Origin of the sequence: Oxynema aestuarii AP17 (genome assembly GCF_012295525.1) — a bacterium.
Taxonomy (GTDB): domain Bacteria; phylum Cyanobacteriota; class Cyanobacteriia; order Cyanobacteriales; family Laspinemataceae; genus Oxynema; species Oxynema aestuarii.
Window position 1 is genome coordinate 5,354,656 of the sequence record NZ_CP051167.1, and the last position, 25,828, is coordinate 5,380,483.

General features: G+C 49.7%; 14 protein-coding genes. 9 read left to right on the plus strand and 5 right to left on the minus strand.

Annotated elements, in window-relative coordinates; genetic code table 11:
* Window positions 1-228: 228 nt before the first annotated feature.
* From HCG48_RS21460 to ppsA, 3 genes are all read right to left on the minus strand, one after another.
* Window positions 229-2,418 carry a tetratricopeptide repeat protein gene (locus HCG48_RS21460; RefSeq protein WP_168570997.1) on the minus strand — a complete coding sequence of 730 codons (2,190 nt, stop codon included), beginning with the start codon at window positions 2,416-2,418 and terminating at the stop codon, window positions 229-231.
* 475 nt (window positions 2,419-2,893) lie between these two features.
* Window positions 2,894-4,150, minus strand: a complete 1,257-nt coding sequence (locus HCG48_RS21465) for a catalase (protein WP_168570998.1) — start codon at window positions 4,148-4,150, stop codon at window positions 2,894-2,896.
* A 303-nt stretch (window positions 4,151-4,453) separates the two neighbouring features.
* On the minus strand, window positions 4,454-6,976 hold the full coding sequence (gene ppsA / locus HCG48_RS21470) for a phosphoenolpyruvate synthase (protein ID WP_168570999.1): 2,523 nt from the start codon (window positions 6,974-6,976) through the stop codon (window positions 4,454-4,456).
* A gap of 749 nt (window positions 6,977-7,725) precedes the next feature.
* Between ppsA and HCG48_RS21475 the strand changes: the two genes are divergently transcribed.
* Both HCG48_RS21475 and HCG48_RS21480 read left to right on the plus strand, forming a co-directional pair.
* On the plus strand, window positions 7,726-8,310 hold the full coding sequence (locus HCG48_RS21475) for an HD domain-containing protein (RefSeq protein ID WP_168571000.1): 585 nt from the start codon (window positions 7,726-7,728) through the stop codon (window positions 8,308-8,310).
* Window positions 8,311-8,410: 100 nt separating this feature from the next.
* The gene (locus tag HCG48_RS21480) at window positions 8,411-10,459 is read left to right on the plus strand and encodes a cation:proton antiporter domain-containing protein (protein WP_168571001.1); all 2,049 of its coding nucleotides are present in this window, start codon (window positions 8,411-8,413) and stop codon (window positions 10,457-10,459) included.
* A gap of 205 nt (window positions 10,460-10,664) precedes the next feature.
* Here HCG48_RS21480 and HCG48_RS21485 read toward each other — a convergent pair whose 3' ends face one another.
* Complete coding sequence (locus tag HCG48_RS21485) at window positions 10,665-10,865, minus strand: hypothetical protein (protein WP_168571002.1); 201 nt, start codon at window positions 10,863-10,865, stop codon at window positions 10,665-10,667.
* Window positions 10,866-10,906: 41 nt separating this feature from the next.
* On the opposite strand from HCG48_RS21485, the gene HCG48_RS21490 reads away from it, so the two are divergent.
* Complete coding sequence (locus HCG48_RS21490) at window positions 10,907-12,070, plus strand: DUF262 domain-containing protein (RefSeq protein ID WP_168571003.1); 1,164 nt, start codon at window positions 10,907-10,909, stop codon at window positions 12,068-12,070.
* A 54-nt stretch (window positions 12,071-12,124) separates the two neighbouring features.
* On the opposite strand, the gene HCG48_RS21495 is transcribed toward HCG48_RS21490, so the two are convergent.
* Complete coding sequence (locus HCG48_RS21495) at window positions 12,125-13,039, minus strand: histone deacetylase family protein (RefSeq protein WP_168571004.1); 915 nt, start codon at window positions 13,037-13,039, stop codon at window positions 12,125-12,127.
* Window positions 13,040-13,559: 520 nt separating this feature from the next.
* On the opposite strand from HCG48_RS21495, the gene gyrA reads away from it, so the two are divergent.
* The 6 genes from gyrA to HCG48_RS21525 all read left to right on the plus strand — a co-directional run bounded on the left by gyrA (window position 13,560) and on the right by HCG48_RS21525 (window position 25,807).
* On the plus strand, window positions 13,560-16,196 hold the full coding sequence (gene gyrA / locus HCG48_RS21500; protein ID WP_168571005.1) for a DNA gyrase subunit A: 2,637 nt from the start codon (window positions 13,560-13,562) through the stop codon (window positions 16,194-16,196).
* A gap of 161 nt (window positions 16,197-16,357) precedes the next feature.
* The gene (gene lnt, locus HCG48_RS21505; RefSeq protein WP_246259680.1) at window positions 16,358-18,025 is read left to right on the plus strand and encodes an apolipoprotein N-acyltransferase; all 1,668 of its coding nucleotides are present in this window, start codon (window positions 16,358-16,360) and stop codon (window positions 18,023-18,025) included.
* A gap of 183 nt (window positions 18,026-18,208) precedes the next feature.
* Window positions 18,209-18,871, plus strand: a complete 663-nt coding sequence (locus tag HCG48_RS21510) for an SDR family oxidoreductase (protein ID WP_168571006.1) — start codon at window positions 18,209-18,211, stop codon at window positions 18,869-18,871.
* A gap of 279 nt (window positions 18,872-19,150) precedes the next feature.
* Window positions 19,151-21,112, plus strand: a complete 1,962-nt coding sequence (locus HCG48_RS21515) for a CHASE2 domain-containing protein (RefSeq protein WP_246259681.1) — start codon at window positions 19,151-19,153, stop codon at window positions 21,110-21,112.
* 85 nt (window positions 21,113-21,197) lie between these two features.
* Window positions 21,198-22,019, plus strand: a complete 822-nt coding sequence (locus HCG48_RS21520) for a DUF928 domain-containing protein (RefSeq protein WP_168571007.1) — start codon at window positions 21,198-21,200, stop codon at window positions 22,017-22,019.
* Window positions 22,020-22,153: 134 nt separating this feature from the next.
* On the plus strand, window positions 22,154-25,807 hold the full coding sequence (locus HCG48_RS21525) for a two-partner secretion domain-containing protein (protein WP_168571008.1): 3,654 nt from the start codon (window positions 22,154-22,156) through the stop codon (window positions 25,805-25,807).
* The last annotated feature ends 21 nt before the right edge of the window (window positions 25,808-25,828 follow it).

The window sequence follows — 25,828 nt, forward strand, 5'->3', positions numbered from 1 at the left end:
CGTTCATGTTTCAAGTCTCCGAATCTGCTACAGCATTTTCCTCTGCTATGCAAGACATTTAGATGCCCCTAAATCCCCCTTAAAAAGGTAGACTTTGCTCGTTCCCCCCGCCATCCCCCCAACCCCCCTTTCAAAGGGGGGCGAAGGGGGGATTGGGGGATCGGCACTGTACCTCATCAGATCGCCAAGTGTTGTATAAATTTCACTAATTCTCCTAAAAAACTAGAATTAATGCTCTAGATTTTGATTCTTTCCATCGAGCTGATATGCTTTTTCAAAATATCTTAATGCCCGCCCCAAGTCATTCAGTTCGTAGTAATAAATCTCACTAATACTTCGGAATATGAGAGATTCTTCATACCGTATTTCAGAATCACTATTCATTTTTAAATCTCGGGAAGCTTGCAAAAGTTTATAATAAAAATCTATGGCAAGTAGAGGTTCTTCGTATGTCGTTGCATCTACAGCAAGGTTATAGAGGTCATCCAATCCCGAAGTTGTCCTTTCTATTTCTTTTAAGGTCTCTACACATTGCTCTTGTCGATCTAAAACGTAGTAAATTTTCGCCATAGCCAAAAGAAGATAAACTTGGAAGCTTTGGTCGCTTTTTTGTACGTCTGGATCGCTAATTTCTCTAGAAACATTCAAGGCTTTTTGATAAAAACTCAGTGCTAGTTCTGTATTCTCTGGATGCTTTAGTTCTATATTGTCTACAACGGTTAAGGAAGAAAAATAAAATTCAGCAAGATTAGCGAGACTCCGAGCTTCTTCTCTTTTATTTCCCAGTTGTTGATAAATGGCAATAATGCGATCGTAAGTGAGCAATAATTCTTTTCTTGAATTTACAGGTTCTATGTCATCAATTAAATTGCGACCGAAAAAGCGTTGAACTCGATCGCGTAAAAACCGTACTTCTCCTTCTAAATCTCCGCTTTCACGATAAAGTGCAATTGCTTCATCGATTGCTTTTTGCGATTGTTTGGGACGATTGTGCCATTGATGGTATTGAGCAATACTAATTAAAAAGTTAGATTCCCTTTTGATATTTTTTGGCTGTTGATAAACTGTTTGCGCCCGAGACAGAGCTTGAAATTCTTGTTCTCGATCTCCCTCTTGATTGGAGACAAAAGCAATCTTCAATAAAATAATGGGTTTTCTATATTTGAATTTCAATGTTAACTTTTCATCGTTTAATTTTTGATAAAGTCGAATGATTTCATCAATTGTATCTAGCTCTTGTTCAAAAAAACTTAATGATTTTATCCAGTCTTTTAAGTTAAAGTAAGTTCCTCCTAGTCGTTTGTATACCTCTGCCTGACTAAAAAGATCGCCAGTCTCTGCATAAAGATTTAAAGATTTCTGATAATAAGTTCGTGATTTTAAAACATCTACCTCCGAGTAGAATTGGGCAAGATCGAAGATCGTGTTGGCTTCACCATGACGATCGCCGATTTGCTGATAAAGTGTTAGGGCGCGATCGTAAAACATTAAAGCTGTTTCACGGGTTTCGCGGGAGGTATTTTGAGCTGCTATATTTAAAAGTTTTGCTTTAGCTTGAAGGATAGTAGTATTGCGATCGCCTCTAGCACTTTCAAGATCGTCATATATTGTTATTGCACGGTCGAATAACTGCTCTGATTTTACGGGGTCGTCCCTATATAGTTTCATTAACTGTCCGAGAACGAATGCTTCTCCCTGTAAATCCCCAATTTCTTGATAGATTTCTAGAGACTGTTCGAGAAAGTTTTTAGGTTTGAAATTATAAAAGTTATCATAAAAATGATAATATCGCATAAAAAAATGCGGATAGAAACGACGACGTTGTACAAACATCATTCCCATCCTTTTGAGGGTTTGCGCTTGTGCTTGACGTACAGCTATCCGGTCGGGATTGGAACTATTATTAAGCTCTTCATAAATTTCTAAAGAACGAGCGTAAAATTCTCTCGCTCGTTCTACTTCTTGTTCAATTTTCGAGTCCCATTCGTCCGGTGAATTTCCTTCAATTTCCGATGTGCTTCCTAGACCGCTTAACGTAAGGCTTGACTCGTTTTCTTCCGGAAAACCAACCTGATAAGGCAACGAATCCAATTTCAATTGGATCGCATCTTCGGCGTAGAGACTGCCGATTTGAGCGAGGATAAAGGCTTCAAGAAGCCGATCGCCGCGCTCTTGATAAAAGGTGAGGGCTTCGTTGTATCGTTCCCGGGCTGGGGTGGTGGCGCCCAACGCCTTGTAAAGGGAACCTAACTCTAATAAGGTCAAGACTTCTCGATCGCGATCGCCCGTTTTAGACCACAAAGATCGGGCCATTTCTAATGCTTCAATCGCCGCCACGAGATCGGGAATCGTATTTTTCCCTGCAAATTCTACCCCGCGATCGAACAATTGCTGCGCTTCACTCGCCGTTTCTTTCACCTTCCCAGTTTCGACCTGGAATTCTAGCGAAGGGGTGACAGGTTCGCTCAAACCGGGACTGGATATCAGTAGAAAAACACCGAATAACCGTATACTTTGGTAAAAGATGGCAGAGATCGCCTTCATTCAATTGTCGAGCAACAACTCGCCCCCCTAAGTTAGGCTGGGTGTTACGAGCTAGGCTCGCCTCCATCTAGGTGTACGGCAAAAATTAAAATGCTTGAGAATTAATCTACGATACTCGGGAAAATCTTCGATGGCAAGTTGACAGGTGCTGGATCGACAGAGACATTGGCGCTGACTTTTCAACTCCATCAGAAGCCAGGGTTTTGATGCAGAGTTATGCGCGATCGGCGATGCAAAATTTATCTCTCTAATCTTATATCTCTAACGCCGATCGCCTTGCCAAAAAAACATCGGTTTGAGGGGCGCGATCGCCCAACCCAAACCGATGCAAATTGTCATCTAAAAATCACTAACGAGTCGGCATTTCTACCTCAAGTCCCAAACCGGAAGCGATCGCCCCGCCGAAATTGGCATCGGCGCGGAAAAAGTGACAGAGTTGCCGCTTCTGAATCTCCTCGGTAGCTTGAGACAAACTCCCGACAATATTATCGATTAATCGCCGTCGTTCGTCTGTAGAGAGCAGGCGGAATAAATCGCCAGCCTGAGTATAATCGTCATTGCCCTCACGATGGTCGTAATGCCCCGCTTCGACATTGCCCAGAGGGAGGGAGGGTTCGACATACGCCGGATTCTGCTTGGGAGCATCGTCGTAGCTGTTCGGTTCGTAGTTCGGCGAATTACCGCCATTATTACCTAATGCCATGGCGCCATCTCGTTGATAATGCATCACCGGACATTTGGGCTCGTTGACGGGCAATTGCTGATAATTCGCCCCCAAGCGGTAGCGGTGGGCGTCGGGATAGGACATGATGCGCGCTTGCAACATTTTATCGGGAGAGAAGCTAATCCCCGGAACCACCGCACTCGGGGAGAACGCCGCTTGTTCGATTTGAGCAAAGTAATTCTCGGGGTTGCGATTGAGTTCGAGAATTCCGACTTCAATTAAAGGATAGTCCGCGTGTTTCCACACTTTAGTCACGTCGAAGGGATTGTCGGGGTGCTTGGCAGCTTGTTGTTCGGTCATGACCTGAATCGATACCCGCCATTGGGGATACTCCCCGCGCGCGATCGCCTTGTAAAGGTCACGCAGTGCACGATCCGGATCTTCTCCCCGCACTCGCGCCGCTTCTTCGGCGGTCATATTTTGAATCCCTTGCAGAGTTTTGACGTGAAACTTACACCAAACCCGCTCGTTATTCGCATTAATCAGGCTAAACGTATTATTGCCAACTAGATCCCAGTTGCCCTCTTCGGTATAAAACTTGATCGCAAATCCACGGGGGTCGCGTTCGGCATCGGCTGAACCCTGTTCGCCGCCGACGGTGGAGAAGCGGACGAGGACGTCGGTTTGTTTGCCGACTTGAGAGAAGAGTTTAGCTTTACTGTACTGGGTGATATCTTGCGTGACGGTAAAGGTTCCGAAGGCTCCGGCCCCTTTGGCGTGGACGACGCGCTCGGGAATCCGTTCTCGGTTGAAATGGGCGAGTTTTTCTTGCAGGTGAAAGTCCTGCATCAATACCGGGCCACGAGATCCGGCAGTTAAAGAGTTTTGGTTATCCCCGACGGGAATTCCATCGGCAGTGGTTAAATTATTGCGATCGCTCATTATTATTGGTGTTCCTTTTGATAGGAGAAGGAACTCGATATGAGTTAATGTTTTCGATCGTAATCATAACGACTATGGATTACCCACTCGGCGTCCGAAAATTTTACAAAACTACACAGAGAATCGGCGAACCTTTCGCGGCGCCCTACGGGTTTTACTGAAGAGACGATCGCCAAATACCCCTCTTTGGTCACTCTAGATCGAGAAAAACAGAGCGATTCAACAAAAAAAGCCCGCTTCGGCGGGCTTTATGGGAGTTGGGGGAGCATCAAAACTCCCCACTCCATCGAGGCTAATGACAATCTAACGATTGAGGGATTCTTCCAACTTGGCAATGTCGAGTAAGGTCTTCATCACGGAGTCGGGGTTCAAGCTGATCGAGTCGATTCCGAGTTCGACCAAGAAGCGGGCGAATTCCGGATAGTCGGAGGGCGCTTGACCGCAGATCCCGATCTTGCGACCATTTTTCTTGGCTTTTTCGATCACCATTTGCACCATATCTTTGACCGCTTTGTTGCGTTCGTCGAAGATGTGAGCCACTAACGCGGAGTCGCGATCGAGACCCAAAGTAAGCTGGGTGAGGTCGTTGGAACCGATCGAGAAGCCATCGAAGATTTCGCTGTATTGGTCGGCGAGGATGACGTTACTCGGGATTTCGCACATCACGTAGACTTGCAGGCCATTTTCGCCGCGCTTGAGACCGTATTTCTCCATCGTCTCTAGTACTTTGCGACCTTCGTCCGGGGTGCGGCAGAACGGGATCATCGGGATGACGTTGGTCAGACCCATTTCGTCGCGAACCCGTTTGAGGGCTTTACATTCCAATCCGTAAGCTTGTTCGTACTTCGGATCGTAGTAGCGGGAGGCACCGCGCCAGCCGATCATCGGGTTTTCTTCTTTCGGCTCGAATTGCTTACCGCCGAGGAGGTTCGCATATTCGTTGCTCTTGAAGTCGGACATGCGGACGACGACGGGATTGGGATAGAACGCTGCGGCGATCGTGCCGATCCCGTGAGCGAGCTTGTCTACGAAAAATTCCGGTTTGTTTTTCGGATAGAGAGCCGTCAGTTGGGCAATTTCCTTCTTGACGCTTTCGTCTTCGAGTTCGTCGTAATGAATCAACGCCAAGGGGTGCGCTTTGATGTGGTTGGCGATGATGAACTCGAAGCGAGCCAAACCGACGCCATCGCAAGGAATCGAGGACAGACCGAAGGCTTCTTCAGGGTTGCCGACGTTCATCAAGATTTTAGTCTTGGTGCGCGGCAGGTTGTCGATTTTGGTTTCTTGGACTTCAAAGGGAATCAAGCCGGAGTAGACTTTTCCTTCTTCCCCTTCCGAGCAAGAAACGGTGATTTCTTGTCCGGTTTCGATGTCGGCGGTGGCGGTTCCGCATCCGACGATCGCCGGAATCCCCATTTCCCGAGCGATGATCGCGGCGTGACAGGTGCGTCCGCCTTGGTTGGTGACGATCGCGCTCGATTTCTTCATGATCGGCTCCCAGTCGGGGTCCGTCTTGTTGGTAACCAGGACTTCCCCTTCTTTGAACTGGTCGATCTTGTGAACGTCGAGAATGACCCGGGCTTTCCCTTGGCCGATCATTTCGCCGACAGCACGACCGCGTGCTAAAACGTCACTCGTTCCATTGAGTTTGAAGTTGCGGATGACGTTTCCGGCTTTTTGCGATTGGACGGTTTCCGGACGGGCTTGCACGATAAACAGTTCGCCCGTCATCCCATCTTTCGCCCACTCGATGTCCATCGGCGTGTCTTTGCCCCGGACTTGGCTGTAGTGGTCTTCGATGATGCAAGCCCATTTCGCCAAGGTCAGGATCTCTTCGTCGCTGATGCAGAATTTTTCGCGCTCCGGTTCGGGAACGGGAACGTTTTTGGTCAGCTTGGAACCGCCCAAGTCGTAGACCATTTTGATTTCTTTACTGCCGAGCCGTTTTTCGAGGATCGGACGCTTGCCTTCTTTTAAGGTCGGTTTGAAGACGAAGTATTCGTCGGGGTTGACGGCCCCTTGCACCACGTTTTCACCCAAACCGTAAGCGGCGGTGATTAAGGCGGCATTCTTAAAGCCCGTTTCCGTGTCGATGGAGAACATGACTCCGGAGGTGGCGAGGTCGGAACGCACCATTTTTTGGACGCCGACGGAGAGGGCGACGCTGAATTCGTCGAAGTCTTCGCGCTTCTCTGCATATTGGTGGCGGTAGGAGATGGCGCGGTCGGTGAACAAGGAAGCGAAGCACTTGTGGCAGGCTTCGAGTACCCCTTTGACACCGTGGACGTTGAGGTAGGTTTCTTGTTGTCCGGCGAAACTGGCGTCGGGTAAGTCTTCGGCGGTGGCGCTAGAACGGACAGCTACGTCGGTGTCGCTGCTGTATTCTTCGCAGACTTTTTGGTAGTCGGGGCCGAAGCGCTCGCAGAACTGGCTGTCGCCGCCGTAACGCTTACACAGTTGCAGGTAAGCGGCGGCAATGGCGTCTTGCAGGTCTTGGGGGAAGGGGGTGTTCATGACGAGGGCGCGAGCCTGTTTCCCCCGCTCCCGCAAGTTGTTGACGTCATCGAGGTCGAGGTCGGCAAAGAGTTTGCGTAGCTTTTCTTCTAATCCCGCTTTTTCGATGAAATAGCGATAAGCATAGGCGGTGGTGGCAAACCCCGTGGGAACGCTGACGCCTTTGGACGCCAGTTGCTGGATCATTTCACCCAGTGAGGAGTTTTTACCGCCGACTAAGGCGAGATCGGCGATGCCGACTTCTTCAAACCACAAAACGAATGCGGTTTCTTTGGAACCTTGAGGCGTTTTTTCAGGAGCGGTGGAAACCATAGGTTTTATTCCTCTATGCGTACTGCAATTCTGTATAAGAACTGTTGTCAAACGTGTGTTTTTTTCTTTGACACGCTACGGTCGATCATAAACACGAGTTTTTAGAAAATCAATGGTTTAAATCTTAAAAAAGTGTTTAATGTTAAAACTTTATGAAATTTCAAAATACTAATATTGAGTTATTGTAGATCGATTTTTAGTTCATTTCAAGTCCGGTGGAATGAATTCTCATTGACTTTTCATCGATGAGGGTTGTTTATTTCTGAATATTACGGAAGTAAATCTAGGGTGTTGGAGGTCAAGAGATCGAGATAAGTAATAACGATCCGATCGCGGCGATCGCGCGATTTAAAGCATGAAAATAGAAGGGATTTGGAGAAATTCTGGGGCGATCGCTACCGGGAGAGCGCCTCTTTTTTTCGAGTGGGATGGACAAGCTGGGCGACCCTGGGCAAGAACTCTAGGTCGATAGGGTTCGGTTTCAGTCGAAATTGAGGAAATTTCCGATTGAAACCGAGCGATCGCGCGCCAACCGCTCGATCTCTACTGTACGGAATTCCTTACGGTTACCAGCGCTTTTCCACGCTGATGTATAGGCAGATTAGCACGTTTTTTTCAGCCTGACTGTAATCTATATCACATCCCCCAATTTCCGCAAGTCGGGCAGCTCCAGCGACTTTGCCCTTGCGATCCGATCGCGCCATTTTTACGCTAGAGTGCGATCGCCAGATCGATCGGGAGCGAGCGTCATGCTGTCCAAACGATTTAACGAAGCCCTCAGTTTTGCTGCCGAATTGCACGCCACCCAGACCCGCAAAGGGTCGGGAATCCCCTACATCGCCCACTTACTCGCCGTCGCCAGCATCGCCCTCGAATACGGCGCCAACGAAGACGAAGCGATCGCCGCCTTACTGCACGACGCCATCGAAGACCAAGGCGGGGCGATCGCCCGGGAACAAATTCGCCGTCGATTTGGCGACACCGTCACCGCGATCGTCGAAGGGTGTACCGACGCCGACACCCTGCCCAAACCCCCCTGGCGCCAGCGAAAAGAAACCTACCTCGCCCACCTTCTCAGCGCTTCCCCCTCGGTTCGCCTCGTCTGTGCGGCGGACAAACTCCACAACGCCCGTTCCATCCTCAACGATTACCGACAAGTCGGCGAAGACCTGTGGACGCGCTTCAAAGGCGGTCGCGACGGAACCTTATGGTATTACCGATCGCTGGTCGAAACCTTCAAACAAATCGATTCGACCCCCTTAATCGAAGACCTCGCCCGGGTCGTTGACGAACTCGAAACCACCTGTAAAAACCCCGTTCGACTCTCGTCCTAAATCTAAATATCCCCACGGTTTCAACCCGACCCGTTTCTTCTGGAAACGGGTTTTTCTCTAGGTAGGCGCTGCGACGGTCGTCCTCTTCAACCCCTCGAACATGGAAATTGTCAGAGATTTATTCGCTCAAGATCCGATTTTTCCCTTCGCCTTGTTGCTCGGCATTATTTTAGTCGTTCCCCTCTGCTTCGAGCGCTTGCAACTTCCCGGTTTAGTAGGCTTACTCGTCGCGGGAGTCGTCTTCGGACCCCATGGATTACAACTGCTCGAATCTGGAAGCGAAGCGATGAAACTGCTCTCCGATATCGGAGTTGTTTACTTGATGTTTGTGGCGGGATTAGAAATGGACATCGCTCAATTTCAGCGCGTGCGCGATCGCGCGTTGGGATTTGGTTTTCTCACCTTTCTCTTTCCCCTCATTGCCGGAACGATCGTCGGTCGTTGGTTTGGCTTCGACTGGAATGCTTCGATCTTACTCGGTTCCTTACTTTCTTCCCATACTCCATTAGGATATCCCATTTTAAGTCGCATGGGCTTAATGGGGAACGAAGCGGTTATCGTCGCCTTGGGAGGGACAATTTTTACCAATATTCCCGCCTTACTCGTTTTAGCGATTTGCGTGGGCGTAAAAACGGGAAATTTCACCCCGGTCGAGTTACTGATTTTAATCGTATCTTTGAGCCTTTACTCTGCCGTCGTCCTCTGGGGAGTCAATTGGGTCGGCAAAGAATTTTTTCGGCGATCGGGAGACGAAGAAGGCAATCAATTTTTGTTTATCTTATTAGCAGTCTTTGTCGCGGCAGTCGGCGCGCAAGTTATCGGCGTCGAAAAAATTATCGGCGCTTTTTTAGCAGGAATGGCGGTGAACGAAGTAGTCGAATCGGAAACCGTTAAAGAAAAAGTCGTCTTTGTCGGCAGTGTTTTATTTATTCCCATGTTTATTATTAACTTGGGACTGCTGATCGACTTGCAAGAATTTGCCAAAGGGTTAGCCTCCTTTGGGCTGACGATCGCCATTGTCGGCGCCTTATTGGGGAGTAAATGGATCGCGGCGGTGGGGACCCAATGGCTGTATCGCTACACCCGGGCCGAAACGATCGCCATTTGGTCCCTTTCGATTCCGCAAGTCGCGGCGACCTTAGCGGCGACCATTGTCGGCTATCGCCAGGGAATTTTAACCGAAGAGGTGTTAAATAGCGCGATCGTGATGATGTTGGTGACGGCGACCCTCGGACCGTGGGTGACGGCGCGGGTGGCGGGGGCCTTGCCCTTACCGGAAGCGGATTTAGGGGCGATCGCCACGACCTTCGACGAGACAGAAGCGCAAGTCGGTCATTTATTTACAGTGGTGGTGCCTGTTTGCAATCCCGAAACCGAGCGCTATTTGGTGGAAATGGCAGCTTTGTTGGCCCGTTCCGAAGCCGGACAAATCGTGTCGTTGTCGATCGCCCGTTCGATCGCCTACATGGAGGTTAGCGCCCTCGACGAGGCGATCGCGCGCGGCGAACGACTCGCGAACGAGGCGGTCGAGTTCGCCCGCAGCATGGGAGTGAGCGCCCGAGGTATCCTGCGGATTGACAGCGACGTCGCCTTGGGAATCGTCCATGGGAGTCGAGAGCAAAATGCTAGCGCGATCGTCATGGGATGGTCGGAAACGACGAGTTTGCGATCGCGCCTATTCGGGAATGCGATCGATTCGGTGTTGTGGGGGGCACACTGTCCGGTGGCGGTGACCCGATTGCTCGCCTCGCCGATGCAAATGCAACGCATTCTGGTTCTGGTCGATCGCGCGATCGCTCAATCCGTGCTGTCGGTACGAGTGGCGTTTATTTTAGCGAGCGCCAATCAAGGGGAAGTCACCCTTTTATATGCCGGAGATCGGCATACCTCGCCGGAAGTCCACGAGCAGATCGGCGCGCAACTGTCCCAGTTGGTGGCGCAATGGTCGGGAAGTACTCCCTCGCAGATCGCGATTTTAGCCGATGACGACCCGGTTGGGGCGATCGTGACCGCCTCGGCGCGTTACGATCTGGCCATTTTGCGATCCACCCGGCGCCGAACGGTCGCGGGATTGGAAATTGACGATCTGACCACTCAACTCCTGCGTCAATTACCCCTGTCTTTGGTGATGTTGGGGGAACCGGAATAGGAGAATTTATAATAGATTTTAGAGTTTGGAGTTTACAGTTTACACTTGGCCGTCGATCGCTCAATGAGGATCGCAAAGAGACGAAGGCGGGGAGGATCGACCCGCTTTTGAAACGAGGGGCGATCGCCCTCATCGACCCTATGGAACAATTCTCGTCGGTACGGATTCGAGAGCATCCAGAGGGGGAGGATCGCCCCCTGTCGTCTCAAATTTCTCTTAATTTAATCTCGTCGAGGCGATCGCCGTGCAGTTTTTGCAGCGTTTCCCGGGTTTCAATTTCAAATTCAAAACCTAAAATGATATAACTGTTAAACTGATGAATAATAAAAGGCTCGACTCTTTCAACTAGAGACGACCTCCATCGACGAGAATCAAATAATTCGACGCTCGAAGAAATCTCCCTCACCTCAATCTGACAGGTCGAAGCGGAAACACAGGAGACAGCCCATGATCGAAACAGGTTTGACGATTGCGAACGCGGATACCAACAGTGAAGAAGAAGCGGTGTTGGTAGAAGAAAAATTTGATGCTGAAGAAGACGAAGACTCCCCAGAATTGGAAATTCCTTTGTCCGATCGTAAATTAGTAACCCATCCCTATGATTTCGTCATTCGTTCCCTCAAAGATCAAATCGACGACGGAACGCTGATTCTGGCGGATAAATTCCAGCGCCGTCAAGTTTGGGACCGGACGAAATCGAGTCGGTTGATCGAGTCACTCTTGCTCAACGTTCCGATTCCCGTTTGCTATTTCGCCGAATTGGAAGACGGAACCTACAGCGTGATCGACGGTCAACAACGACTCACCGCGATTTATCGATTTCTCCACGACGAATATCCCCTCAGAGCCTTGAAAGTTCTCTCGGAACTGAATCGGCAGAAGTTTTATCAACTCGACGCTCCTTACAAGCGGTTGTTATTGTCGCGCACGATCCGTTGTATTGTCATTCTTAAAGAGTCGCATCCGGATATTAAATATGACGTGTTCGAGCGACTGAATAGTGGTTTTGTGCCGCTCAACGCTCAAGAATTGAGAAATAGCGTCTATCGCGGCAAGTTGAACGATCTCATTCACCAACTTTCAGAAGATGAAGTCTTTCAAAAAGCGCGGCGGGTGAGTGATATTGACAAGCGGATGCACGATTGCGAAATGATTTTGCGCTTTTTTGCGTTTCATTTCCACTTGTCCGAATATAAAGGGACTCTCGCCCGCTTTCTCGATCGGTATTTGGAATCGGGAATCAATTTTGACGAGGAAACCCTCGAACAACACCGAGCCTTATTCCGACAGACGATCGACGATGTTTATTACGTGTTTGAGGATCGAGCGTTTCGGCGATATACCCTGGAAAATGGTTGGGAAAAATCCCTCAACCGAGCGATTTATGACGTAGTAATGCTCTTTTTCGCCCGTCTGAACTCCGAAGATATTCGGGCGATGAAAGATGAAATCGTCGAAGCGTTAAAACAGGTCTGCCAGGATCCGGAGTTTTGCGAGGCCATTACGTCTTCAACGAAAAATAAAGACCGGATTCAAATGCGTTTGGACAAGTGGCGCGAAGCCCTGTTAAATATCGGCTTGGACGTACCGTATTTGCAAGTCGGCCAGTAGGAAAGGGCAGTCGGAAAGGGTACAGTATTGGTTTGAGTTCGGCGGGGATCGCGGCTACAAACACGGGGCGATCGTGGCGAGGACGGAGCGACTCAAGCTGTCGAGTTCGTAACCGCCTTCGAGTCCGAATACGATTCGGCGAGTGAGTTGCAGGCAGTAATTTGTAAAAACGCCGAAGTCTTCCGGTTGCAGGTCGATCCCCGCGAGCGGATCGCTGGAGTTGCCGTCGTATCCGGCACTGACGATCAGGATGTCGGGTTTGAAGTTCTCGAAAAACGGCATGATTTTTTCGTCGAATGCCTGTTTGTATTCGGCGCCCGTGCTTCCGGGTTTCATGGGAATGTTGAGGACGTTGTTGTACGATCCGGTTTCTTCAGCCCGTCCGGTTCCCGGATAGCAAGGGAATTGATGCAGGGAACAGTAGGTCATCTGCGGGTGTGTTTCGACGATCTCCTGGGTGCCATTGCCGTGATGGACATCCCAATCGAGGATTCCGACGCGCTCGACGCCGCACTGTTCGATCGCGTAGTAGGCGGCGATCGCGGCGTTGGAGAACAAACAGAAGCCCATACCGCGATCGGGGGTGGCATGATGACCGGGGGGACGGGCTAAAACAAAGGCCGGATCTCCGGTTTGGCAAATCCAATCGATGCCATCGAGCCACGCACTGACGGCGAGTTCGGCGACTTCGTAACTGCGCGGCGAGACGGGGGTGTCGAGATCCAAGCCGCCGCCGCCGTTGTGGGCGATCGTTTCGACGGCGTGTACGTGGCGGCGGGTGTGGATGCGCGCGATCGCCTCGGAGACCGCTCGCTCGTTCGGCGGGGTGGGCTGTTGCCAGTGGAGGCGATCGGCCCAGGGCGCGCTTTTGAGGGCTTTGACGATCGCCCGCAGGCGATCGGGTCGTTCCGGGTGTCCTCGCCCGGTATCGTGTAAGAGAAATTCATCGCAGTAGATCGCGGAAAACATAGGCAACCTCAACACTGACCCATCTGCGATCGATTATTGCAGAAATTCGCTCGTGATGTTTCCTTCGAGATTGGTTCGGATCCAAGAGACTTTTGAGAAACCGCTTCGAGGCGATCGCGCGATCGCCGGATCGTCCCGGGATCGATTCTTTTGAAGCTTCAATTTTAAAAATTGAAAATAAAATTTAATTTTTTAAAAGTTCAAAATTGTTCGGTTTTACTTCTTTTTAAAATAAGCGATCGAGCTACCATTAAACCAACCGCTTTTTTGATTTCATTTTATCAATCAATACCCCCAAAAAACTCCCTTCTATATTTAAACAAAAATAAGTCTAAAATAGACTTATTCAAATGTATCTCGGGACTCAAATAATGGGGCAGAACGGAATAAGCGGCCAAGCTACATAAAATATGCTAAAATCTTGATAGTAATTAGGCCATATTTAGAGTTCAGTCGAAGACTGTGGTTTTTTTCAGTGCCATAGCTTCTTGAGTCTTATATTTTTGGAGTTTTTCATCTTATGACAACCTCCCAGGAGCGGATAGTCCCGACGGATCTGCGGAACGAAATGTCCCGGTCTTACCTGGAATACGCCATGAGCGTCATTGTAGGTCGGGCGCTGCCAGATGCGAGGGATGGTCTCAAACCCGTCCATCGGCGCATCCTCTACGCCATGCACGAACTCGGGTTGACCCCAGACCGCCCCTTCCGGAAGTGCGCGCGGGTCGTGGGGGAAGTGCTGGGTAAGTACCACCCTCACGGCGATACGGCGGTTTACGATGCCTTGGTGCGGATGGCGCAGCCGTTTTCGATGCGATCGCCCCTGATCGACGGACATGGGAACTTCGGCTCGATCGACAACGATCCCCCCGCCGCCATGCGATACACCGAATGTCGCCTGCGTCCCTTGAGTACCGACGCCATGTTGCGGGATATCGACTCGGAAACCGTCGGTTTTATCGACAACTTCGACGGATCCCAACAAGAACCGATCGTCCTGCCCGCAAGAGTTCCGCAGCTTCTGCTCAACGGATCGTCCGGGATCGCCGTCGGGATGGCGACCAACATCCCGCCCCACAATTTGGGAGAACTGATTGACGGATTGGTGGCCCTGATCCACAATCCAGAGATCGACGATCTCGAATTGATGCGCTACATCCCCGGACCGGACTTTCCCACCGGGGGACAAATCCTGGGAACCACCAGCATTCGCGAAGCCTACACCACCGGGCGCGGGTCGATCACCATGCGTGGTGTAGCGACGATCGAAACCCTCGAACAACGGGGACGCCCCGATCGCGAAGCGATTATCATCACCGAACTGCCCTACCAAACCAACAAAGCGGCGATGATCGAAAAAATCGCCGATATGGTCAACGAGAAACGACTCGAAGGCATTTCCGACATTCGCGACGAGAGCGATCGCGACGGAATGCGCATCGTCATCGAACTCAAACGCGACGCCTATCCCCGGGTCGTTCTCAACAACCTCTACAAACAAACTCCCCTGCAAAGTAACTTCGGTTGCAACATGCTCGCCCTCGTGGACGGCGAACCGCAACTGCTGACTTTGCGCGAGTTTTTGCAGGTTTTCCTCGATTTCCGCGTCGAGACGATCGTTCGCCGAACCCAGTACGAACTTCGCAAAGCCGAAGAACGAGACCACCTCTTACAAGGCTTGCTGATCGCCCTGGAAAACTTAGACGCGATTATCGCCTTAATTCGTCGCGCCCCGGATACGCCGACGGCGAAACAAGAATTAATCGATTCTTTCGGTTTGTCGGAACAGCAAGCCGACGCCATTTTACAAATGCAATTGCGGCGACTGACCGCCTTAGAAGCGGAAAAAATTCAACAAGAACACGCCGAATTGCAAGCGCTGATCGCCGACTTGCGCGATATTTTGGCCCGTCGCGAACGCATTCTCGAAATTATCGAAACCGAGGCGAGTGAACTCAAAACGAAATTCGCCACCCCCCGCCAAACGGTCATCGAACATGCGGAAGGGGAAATCGACGCCACCGATTTGATCGCCAACGAAAAAGCCTTAATCCTGATTACGGAACAAGGTTATATCAAGCGGATGCCCGTGAGTACCTTCGAGGCGCAAAGTCGGGCAACCCGGGGCAAGTCGGGAACGAAGATGAAAGAAGACGATCGCGTCGAGCATTTCTTTACCTGCTGCGATCACGATAGCGTTCTGTTCTTCACCGATCGCGGCGTCGTTTTCTCCATGAAAGCCTATCAAATTCCCACCGGATCGCGCACGGCCCGAGGGATGGCGATCGTTCAAATGTTGCCGATTCCTCGGGAAGAACGAATTACTTCGATCGTCCCAGTCAGCGAGTTTTCCGATGACGAATATCTGATCATGCTCACGAAAGGCGGCTACATCAAAAAGACCGCCCTGTCTGCATTTAGCAATATTCGTTCTAATGGCTTGATCGCGATTTCTTTAGCGGACGGCGATCAATTGCGCTGGGTTCGTCGGGCCCGGGAAGAAGATAGCATCATCGTCGGATCTCGCAAGGGAATGACGATCCACTTCAAAGCCGATCGCAATCAACTGCGACCGTTGGGGCGATCGACCCGTGGGGTCAAAGCGATGAACTTGCGCAAAGAGGACGAGTTAATCAGTATGGATGTCATTTCCAGTCAGACTTTACTCGGATTGGAAGAAGACACCAACGGCGATAACGGCGACCTCGACGAGGAATTAGAAGTGCAAACCGTCGATCTCGACACCCTCGACGGCGACGAAGAACTCGACGGGGAAGAAACGGACGCCGAAGAACCGGAAATGGCCGCCCAGCAAGGGCCGTGGGTTCTGGTGATTACTACTGCCGGTTTTGGCAAACGGGTTCCGGTCTCTCAATTCCGCCTCCAAAATCGCGCCGGGAAAGGCATCATCGCGATTAAATTCCGCAAGAGTAACGACCAACTGGCGGCCCTGCGGGTGGTTACCGAAGATGACGAACTGATGATCGTGACCAACCGGGGGATTATCATCCGTCAGGCGGCGAAAGCGATTTCGTCTCAATCCCGGTCGGCGAAAGGGGTACGAGTGCAACGGATCGATCGCGAAGATGCGATCGTCGCGGTGGCGTTGGTTCCTCCGTCGGCGGAAGGAGACGAAGAGATCGCCGTAGAGGTTTAACTCCTCGAATTTTCCTAGGAATTCCCGGTTTTTTCGGTTGACGGGACAGCCAAAAAAACGGGGGTTCTGCCAAAACTGACGGGATTGATTTTATTATTGATTCGATGGGTAGAGGCGCGAAATTTCGCGCCTCTCACTGTTTTAGATCGCAAGAATTGCTGATGAAATTAACCACAATGACCCGTTTGGGGTTGACCTTTGCTGGGGGGGTTGTGATGGGGTTGACCCCCGCCCCGATGAATGTATGGCCTTTAGGGTGGGTGGCGTTGGTGCCGCTTTGGATGGCGATCGCCTTTGAATCTCGCAATTCGGCGATTCTGTCGTTTTTCTTCCACCAAAAACCTATTCAGAAAAATCGCTTATTTTCGATTTTAAAAACGTTAAAACAAGAGCCAAAATTACGATTTTGGTTGCGACTGTGGGCGTTTCCCCTGGTGTGGGGCTTGGGCTATCACGGCGTGGCTTTATCGTGGATTTTGGGGATCCATCCAATGACGTGGATGGGGGTTCCCTGGTGGCCGAGTTTGGCGATCGCCCTGTTTTGTTGGGGATTTATCAGCTTGTGGGGGGCTGGTTTGGTCGTGGTTTGGGCAACGGTTGTGGCGATCGCGACCACTCGAACTCACGTCATTACTCGCTTGATTTTAGCAACGGCAACCTGGTGTATTTTAGAGTCGGTTTGGAGTGCGGGAGATCTGTGGTGGACGGCGATCGCCTATACTCAAAGTCCGAATAATTTAGCAATTTTACACTTATCTCAACTCTCGGGACCGAATACAGTCGCGGCGGCGATCGTTGCGGTCAACGGCGCGATCGCGGAAGGACTGATTGCTTATTTCAAAAACTATCGCGAGGAGGGGCGATCGGTTCGTAGGGTTCGCGGGTTATTGGTAACGGCTTTAATTTTATTTTGTACGGTTCATGCGATCGGCTTTTACTTACTATCTCGTCCCTTAAATGACCTCGGCGATCGCGCTTTAAAAGTCGGTCTCATTCAAGGGAATATTCCCAACGAGATCAAACTCAATTACTTCGGCTATCAAAAAGCATTATACGGCTATACCACGGGGTATGAAACCCTCACCGATCGCGGCGTCGATATCGTCCTGACTCCCGAAACCGCTTTACCGTATCTCTGGACGGAAACAAGCCGAGAATCCCGTGATTTTTATCGAGTTATTTTAGAAAAAAATATTCCGGCGTGGGTCGGAACCTTTGCTCAAACCGAAGATGGCAATATTACGAATAGTTTATTAACGGTAACGGGAACGGGAGAAACCTACAGTCGTTACGATAAAACCAAGTTGGTTCCTCTCGGAGAATACATTCCTTTTGAAGATATTTTAGGGAAATTTATCGATCGCCTTTCTCCTTTAGATGCTCATTTAGTTCACGGAGACAAACATCAAATTTTCGAGACTCCTTTCGGACGGGCGATCGTCGGAATTTGCTACGATTCCGCCTTTCCCGAGCATTTTCGGCGCCAAGCGGCGGCGGGGGGTCAATTTATTTTAAGTGCGTCTAACGACGCCCATTATACCCCCGTCCAGATGCACCAACATAATGCCCTCGATCTGATGCGTGCGGTCGAAAGCGATCGCTGGATCGTCCGCGCCACGAATACGGGATTATCCAGTGTTATCGACCCTCACGGACGCATATTATGGCGATCGCAAATCAATCGCTATCAAGAACATATTGCCACAATTTACCGCCGAGATACCCAAACCTTATACGTCCGTTGGGGCGATTGGCTAACTCGTTGTTTAGGCATATTGGCTGTGATTGTGACGGGTCTTGAATGGAGAATTAGAAAGTTTTCATCGTAGAAATTTTTCGATTGCCGAAAACAGATATAAAAAACCAAGAGAAAAACATATTACTTCGATAATATTTGCTTTTTAAAATGACTTTGCGTTCGACATTCTAACCTTTCTCAAATTTGCGACCCCTCTTGACGGGCGATCGCCTTCCCTGTTTGGATAGAGAAAAATAGAATTCACGCGACTAGAATGGGAACTTATTTAATTACAGGTGCAAATCGTGGCATCGGTCTCGCTTTTTGCCAGCAGTTGCGCGATCGAGGCGAAACCATCATCGCCGTTTGTCGCGAATCTTCCTCAGAATTAGACGCTTTGGGCGTCCGAGTCGAAACCGGAGTTGACCTCAGCGATCCTAGCAGCATTGAAACCTTAGTCGATCGCCTCCAAGGGATTCAATTAGACGTGTTGATTAACAATGCCGGGATTTGGTCGAGAACGGCGTTAGACGATCCGAATTTTGAAGAAGATATTCGTAAGTTATTTGACGTCAATACTCTGGGAACATTACGAATTACTCGCGCTCTTTTACCCCAGTTAAATAAGGGTTCAAAAATTGCGATTATGACGAGTCGAATGGCATCAATTGACGATAATACTTCCGGCAGTTCTTACGCCTATCGGATGTCAAAAGTTGCCTTGAGTATGGCGGGAAAATCGCTCTCGATCGACCTCAAACCTCGTGGAATTGCTGTTGCTATCTTGCATCCGGGTTTAATTGCCACACGGATGACTGGATATCAAGGAACGCCCCCGGAAGAAGCCGCCGCCAAACTCATCGATCGCATCGACGAATTAAATTTAGATAATTCCGGTACATTTTGGCACGCCAATGGGGAAATATTGCCGTGGTAGATAGGTTGTAGCGATCGTTAATCTCGCAATTTTTAACCTCATCGGAGACGGCTTCGATCGCCGATCGCCGCGTCAGGATCGAATCGATAAATTTAAGTGTTTTTACCTTTTCTGTTTTTTTCTGTTTTTGTAAATCGATCCAGCGACGGCGATCGAATCGCCATTTTTCAAAAAAATTGGACGATCGATAGGTTATAAAAAAGCTAGGAACACAATATTGTATTTTATAAATTTTTTATTTACCTCAATTCAGTTATGCTTTTCAAGCGATAAAAAGCGATGAAGAAAAAAAAGACGCTCCTGCATTTTGGACGTCCTTGGGAAATGTTAGCGATCGCGCCCTGCGTTGCCGTCATTTTAATTTTATTGCGGCTTACAGGTGCATTTCAACTGCTAGAATGGGCGGCGATCGATTGGTTTTTTCGTCTGCGTCCCCTCGAACCCCCCGACGATCGCATTGTCATTGTTGCTATTACCGAATCTGATATTCAAACTGCCGGACAGTGGCCCATTCCAGATCGGACGATCGCTCAATTACTCGATCGCCTCAAACAACAACAACCAAAAGCAATCGGCTTCGATATTTATCGAGATTTATCCGTCGGCGAAGGTCATCAAGAGTTAATTGAAATTTTTAAAAACACACCCAATTTAATTGGCGTCCAATTAGTCGGTAGCGATGAGAACGGGATTGAAGTGAATCCACCCCCCCTATTGCACGATCGCGATCGAGTTGCAGCCAGCAATCTTATTTTAGATAATGATGGAAAAGTTCGTCGGGGTTTGCTGTTCGCCGAAACTCAAAACGGCGATATTCTACCCAGTATCGCTCTAAATTTGGCCTTAATCTATTTAGAAGATCGGGGAATCGAACCGGAAAATGCAACAGATAATCCCGAATATTTGCAACTCAATCAAGCGGTGTTCGAGCGCTGGCGATCCAATGATGGCAGTTATATTAAAGCAGACGATCGCGGCTATCAAATTTTTCTCAATTATAGAAAGCCGAAAAAGCCATTTCTAAAAGTTTCGATGACCGATGTTTTAACCAACCAAGTCCCCGATAACTTTGCCCGCGATCGCATTATTTTAATTGGATCTACAGCCCTCAGCATACAAGATTATTTTATTACTCCTTATGATAGTAACTTACTCGGTCTTCCTAGCCGCACTTCTGGGGTAGAAATTCACGCCAATATCACCAGTCAAATTCTCAGTGCAGCCCTCGACGATCGCCCTTTAATCAAAAGCTGGACCGATGAAATAGAGAATTTGTGGATCTTCTTTTGGGCGGCGATCGGTTTTAGCTTAGCGAGTTGGCAGAATTACCTTCCCGGCAAAAAATTTTATTATTCAATTTTTCAAACAACAGTCACCCTTTTTCTATCTTTAACTTTTCTCGTCGGTATTTCATTTTTTATCTTTTTACAAGGCTGGTGGATTCCCCTCGTTCCTGCGCTTTCCAGCTCGATTGTATCTGCGATCGCCGCGATCGGTTATATCGCCACAGTGGAGAGTAAAGATCGGGAAATTATCATGAATCTTTTCGAGCGTAATGTCACCGATAAAGTTGCCGAAAATATCTGGGAAAATCGCTATCAAATTTTAGAAGATGGTCAAATTCACGGTCAAGAAATTACCGCAACTATTTTGTTTACCGACCTCAAAGGGTTTACTAGCATTGCTGAAGGAATGGAAGCGAGGGAATTAATGTCTTGGCTCAACGACTATATGAAAGTCATGGCTCAAGTTGTCCTAGAATATAACGGCATTATTGATAAATTTATTGGTGATTCAATTATGGCCGTTTTTGGGATTCCCATTCCCTCAAAAACTGCCGAGGGAATTGCAAGAGATGCCCGTCAAGCCGTGCGTTGTGCTTTGGCCATGGAAAAAGCCCTTCAATCCCTTAACGAACAATGGGAAAACCAAGGAAAACCATCAGTTTTAATGAGAGTTGGCATTACTACTGGAACCGTGGTAGTTGGCAGTTTGGGATCCGATCGAAGACAAGACTATACGGTCATTGGGGATACGGTTAATATCGCTTCACGTTTAGAAAGTTTTGACAAATCAATTGAGGGGGGAATTTGTCGAATATTGATTTCCGAACAGACTCAAAAATTATTGTCCGATCGCTTTCAGACCCAATTTATCGGTAAAGTATTTCTCAAAGGTCGTAAAGAACCCATGCAGGTTTATCGGGTATTACGCGAATTTCACTCTCGTCATAAAAATTAACATTTTTAGGGTCAATTTAGATGACGATCGCCTGACTGATATGTTATCCCTCGGGAAGAATTAAACTTGACAATCGTGCAAGATCGTGAAAGTCTTTCAACCCTCCGTCCGTCTCTTCATGGTTTGGCTGACCTTCGATATCACTGTCACGCTTGTGATACCTCCTGCGGTTTTGAGTGCGAGTTCCCACAATGAACGAGCGACGATTAACCTTTCACGCCATGAATTAGCAAAATATCAACCGCCAAAACAAGGATTTGGGGGATCGCCGCCTCCTGTTGGCGGGGCAACTCGCGGAGGACAATGCGAAGGAGATGCAGCTCAAAACCAACTCACATTAACGGGATTGATTCCGAATTTAGGTTCCGAAGAAAGTGTAAATTTGAGTTATACCCTATCTACATCTCCCGAGTTCTTTATTTACCTTCCTGAAACCAGCGCCCGACAAGTCGAGTTTGTCTTAAAAGATGAAGATGAATTTGACCTTTATCGAACGATTTTTGAAATCTCCGGAGAATCGGGAATTGCGATCGTTTGGTTGCCGGAGATTCCGGAAATTGTCGTCAATAAAAACTATCACTGGTATTTTTCCCTGATTTGCAATCCGAATAATTTGAGAAAAAATGTTGAAATTGATGGATGGGTTCAAAGACTTGACCTCGATCCGACTTTAGAAAATCAATTAGATCGATTAGAGCGATCGGACTCGATCGCCCGTTCTAACTTATATGCAGAAGCTGGAATTTGGCACGAGGCGATCGCCACTCTGGCGCGACTTTATCTTGAAAATCCCGATAATCCCGCCGTCGTTCGAGAGTGGAAACTTTTACTCGAATCCGCAGGTTTGGAGAGCTTTACTGAAGTACCGATGAATTTTATCGAACTCGAAAAAACTCCCGAATTTTAGACGAAATCGTCGAAAAATTATCCAATTTTTGGTGATGATTTTAATAGTTGAATTTGCATCGACAACAAATAATAAAATTTTCGGGCGATCGAACGGCCATTTAAAAACATTTTTTATTGAGGGGTATCAAAACAATGGAACGGCAACACCCCGATCGAAACTCAAACCCTATCTCAGATCGAAACAAAATTAATTTATTACCAAAACATCGCTTAAAAAATTACCTTTTACCCATCTTCTTCACGAGCTTTATTTACCCAGCTCAAGCCCAAATTGTCCCCGATCGCACCCTGCCCGTTAATTCGAGCGTCACTCGCCAAGGAAATCTTTATGAAATTGAAGGGGGAACTCAAGCCGAAACGAATTTATTCCATAGTTTTGAAGACTTCTCACTTCCAACGAACGGCGAAGCATTTTTCAATAACGCACTGGAGATAGAGAATATCTTTACTCGGGTCACGGGGCGATCGCCTTCTAACATCGACGGTTTAATTCGAGCGAATGGGGTCGCGAATTTATTTATACTCAATCCCAACGGGATCGTATTCGGGCCCAACGCCCAACTCGACCTCGGCGGTTCCTTCCTCGCCTCCAGCGCCAATCGGATCGACTTCGCCGATGGAACCTCTTTTAGTACCCTAGCCAGCGAAACCCCACCGATACTGACGGTTAGCGTCCCGGTGGGTTTGCAAATGGGGTCTAATCCCGGTTCAATTGTCGTCAACGGACCGGGCAATAATCTGAGTCGAGATAGCGAAACCAATGGCATCGTGAGAGACAACCGATCGCCAGGCTTGCAAGTTAACGATCGCACGATCGCCCTTCTGGGCGGGGGGATCGAACTGAGTGGCGGCAATATCACCAGCAACGGCGGCAGCATCGAACTCGGCAGCGTCGGCGATCGCAGTCGAATTACGCTAAGTAAGATCGAGGAAAATTGGGCGTTTGACTATTCAGAAATTGCCGATTTCCGGGAAATTCAACTCAAAGCCGCCGCCTCTTTAGATAGCAGTGGCGAAGGTGCAGGGGCGATCCACCTCCAGGGTCGCACCGTATCGTTAAGCGAAGGATCCGCCATTTTGGGACTCACCCTGGGAAATCGAGCCGGGGGGGATTTGCTCGTCCGAAGCTCTGAATCGCTGCAATTAAGTGGCTTTAATAACTTCGGGTTTCCCAGCGTGTTAGTTACTCTGGTCGAGCCACAAGCCACTGCGAACGGAGGCGATCTGACCGTAGAAACCCGTCAGTTAACCCTCGCCGACGGAACCGCGATCTCCGCTTCGACCTTGGGACGGGGCAATGGGGGGAACCTGACCGTTTTTGCCTCACAATCCGTTGAATTGAAAGGATTAGATCCCTCTGGATTGGGAAGTTTTTTAGAAACCTCAGTCGCCCCACAAGCTACGGGTCACGCCGGAGATCTGACGATCGCCACCACCGAGTTAACCCTCTCTGACGGAGCGATCGTTTTCTCCTCCACATCCGGTCAAGGCAACGGGGGAAATCTGAGCGTTCTCGCCTCGGAATCGGTCGAATTAAAGGGATTAGATGATTTTGGATTCAGCAGCAGCTTGCGCACCAATACAACATCCTCAACCCTCGGTCATGCAGGCGATCTCGCGATCGAAACCACCGAGTTAATCCTCGCTGACGGAGCCATGATTTCCGCCGCGACATCGGGTAACGGCGATGGCGGCAATCTCTCGATTGTGGCGTCGGAATCCGTTGAATTAAGGGGGTTGGATGGGTCTGGATTTGGCAGCAGTGTGTTGAGTTCAGTTACTTCCGAGGCGAGTGGCAATGCAGGCAACATCACTGTAGAAACCCGTCACTTGAGTCTTGCGGACGGAGCCGGGATTTCGACCTCAACCTTGAGTCGGGGTCAAGGGGGGGACTTGACGGCGATCGCCTCCGACTCTGTAATCTTATCGGGCTTCAACGGTTCTGGACAACCCAGCTTTTTAAGCACTGATGTCGGTTCCGAAGCCACCGGGGACGCAGGGGACCTCGCGATCGAAACCGCTCGCTTGAGCCTCTTTGATGGCGCGAGAATTTCCTCTTCTACCTTCGGTCGGGGCAATGGGGGTACACTGACGGCGATCGCCTCGGACTCTATAGAATTGAGCGGCTTAGATACATCGGGAAAAGGCAGCATTTTGAGGACGTCCGTCGGTCTAAACGCCACCGGGGACGCAGGGAACCTCGCGATCGAAACCGCTCGTTTGAGCCTCTCTGATGGAGCGGCCATCTCCACCTCGACATTGGGTGAAGGCAATGGCGGCAATGTCACCATTCTCGCCTCGGAATCGGCAATTTTGAAGGGTTTCAATCGATCTGGACTGGCCACCTCGATCCTCACCCTCGTCGGTCCGGACGTTAGTGGGAATGCAGGCAGTGTCACCTTAGAAACGCAGCGATTGAGCCTCTTCGATGGAGCGGGGATCTCCACCTCGACATTAGGTCGAGGAAATGGGGGAAATCTGACGATTCTCGCGTCGGAATTCGTCAGCTTGAATGGGTTCAATGCCTCTGGAGTCAGTAGCGCTTTAGCGACGGATGTCGGACCCGAAGCCACTGGAAATGCAGGCAACCTGACCGTGCAGACCGGAAAATTGACCCTTGCGGATGGAGCCCTTATTTCAGCCGCAACCCTGGGCGGGGGCAATGGCGGCAACCTAACACTGATGGCGTCGGAATCGATCGCCTTGAATGATTCTAGTGGCTCTGGGGTTGGCAGCGTTGTCGTCACTCTGGTTGGTTCTCAAGGCAGTGGAACGGCGGGCAATCTCACCGTAAAAACGGGGGAACTGACCCTCGCCGATCGATCGGAAATCGCAGCTTCGATGCTGGGTGAGGGCAGTGGGGGGAACGTCATCCTGGAAGCTGACCGATTGGCGCTCTCCGACGGATCGGCGATCTCGTCTGCAAGCTTTGGTCGGGGAAATGCGGGCAATTTGACGATCGCCTCCGACGAACTCACCCTACAAGATGGCTCTTTCATCAATGTGAGTGCAGTAGGCAACTTCTCCCCCGGCAGCCTCCGGGTGAGCGCCGACCGAGTTCGACTCGACAACCAATCGAACTTGATCGCCGAAACCGAAGCTGGCAGCCAAGGCAATATCGAGGTTTCCGCCAATTCCACGATCCTCAGCCGCAATAGTAATATCGCCACGAACGCGATCGCCGAGGCGACGGGCGGCAATATTGAGATCGATACGGGGATCTTGGCGGCGGTAGGAAATAGTGATATTAGTGCCAATTCCGCCCAAGCTCAAGGAGGCAATGTCACTCTCAACGTCCGAGGCATCTTCGGTACGGCGTTTCGTCCCCAAAACACTGCCGCCAGCGACATTACCGCGACGGGGGCCAATTCCAGCTTGAGTGGGACGGTCACAATTAATACCCCCGACATCGACCCGACCTCGGGATTAGTCGAGTTACCGGATAATTTTGTCGATGCCAGCAACCAAATTGATTCGAGTTGCCGTCCGGGTCAGCAACAAAGTGAGTTCGTCGTCACCGGGCGAGGCGGGTTGCCGCCGAATCCGATCGAGGCGATCGCCGACGAAGCCACTTGGATCGATTTGCGACCGACCGCCCGCGAACCGCAAGACCGGGGACAACTCGGCGATCGCCCTCTGGCGGCGTCTACTGAGCGATCGCCATCGGTGGAGGCGCAAGGATGGACCGTGAAGGCGAACGGACAAGTCGAACTCGTCGCCGAATCACCGGAAAACACATCACCCCATCCCTCGACCCCGCAACGGCGATGTCTTGAGACGCGGTAAGTGATATACATTAGTTGATTT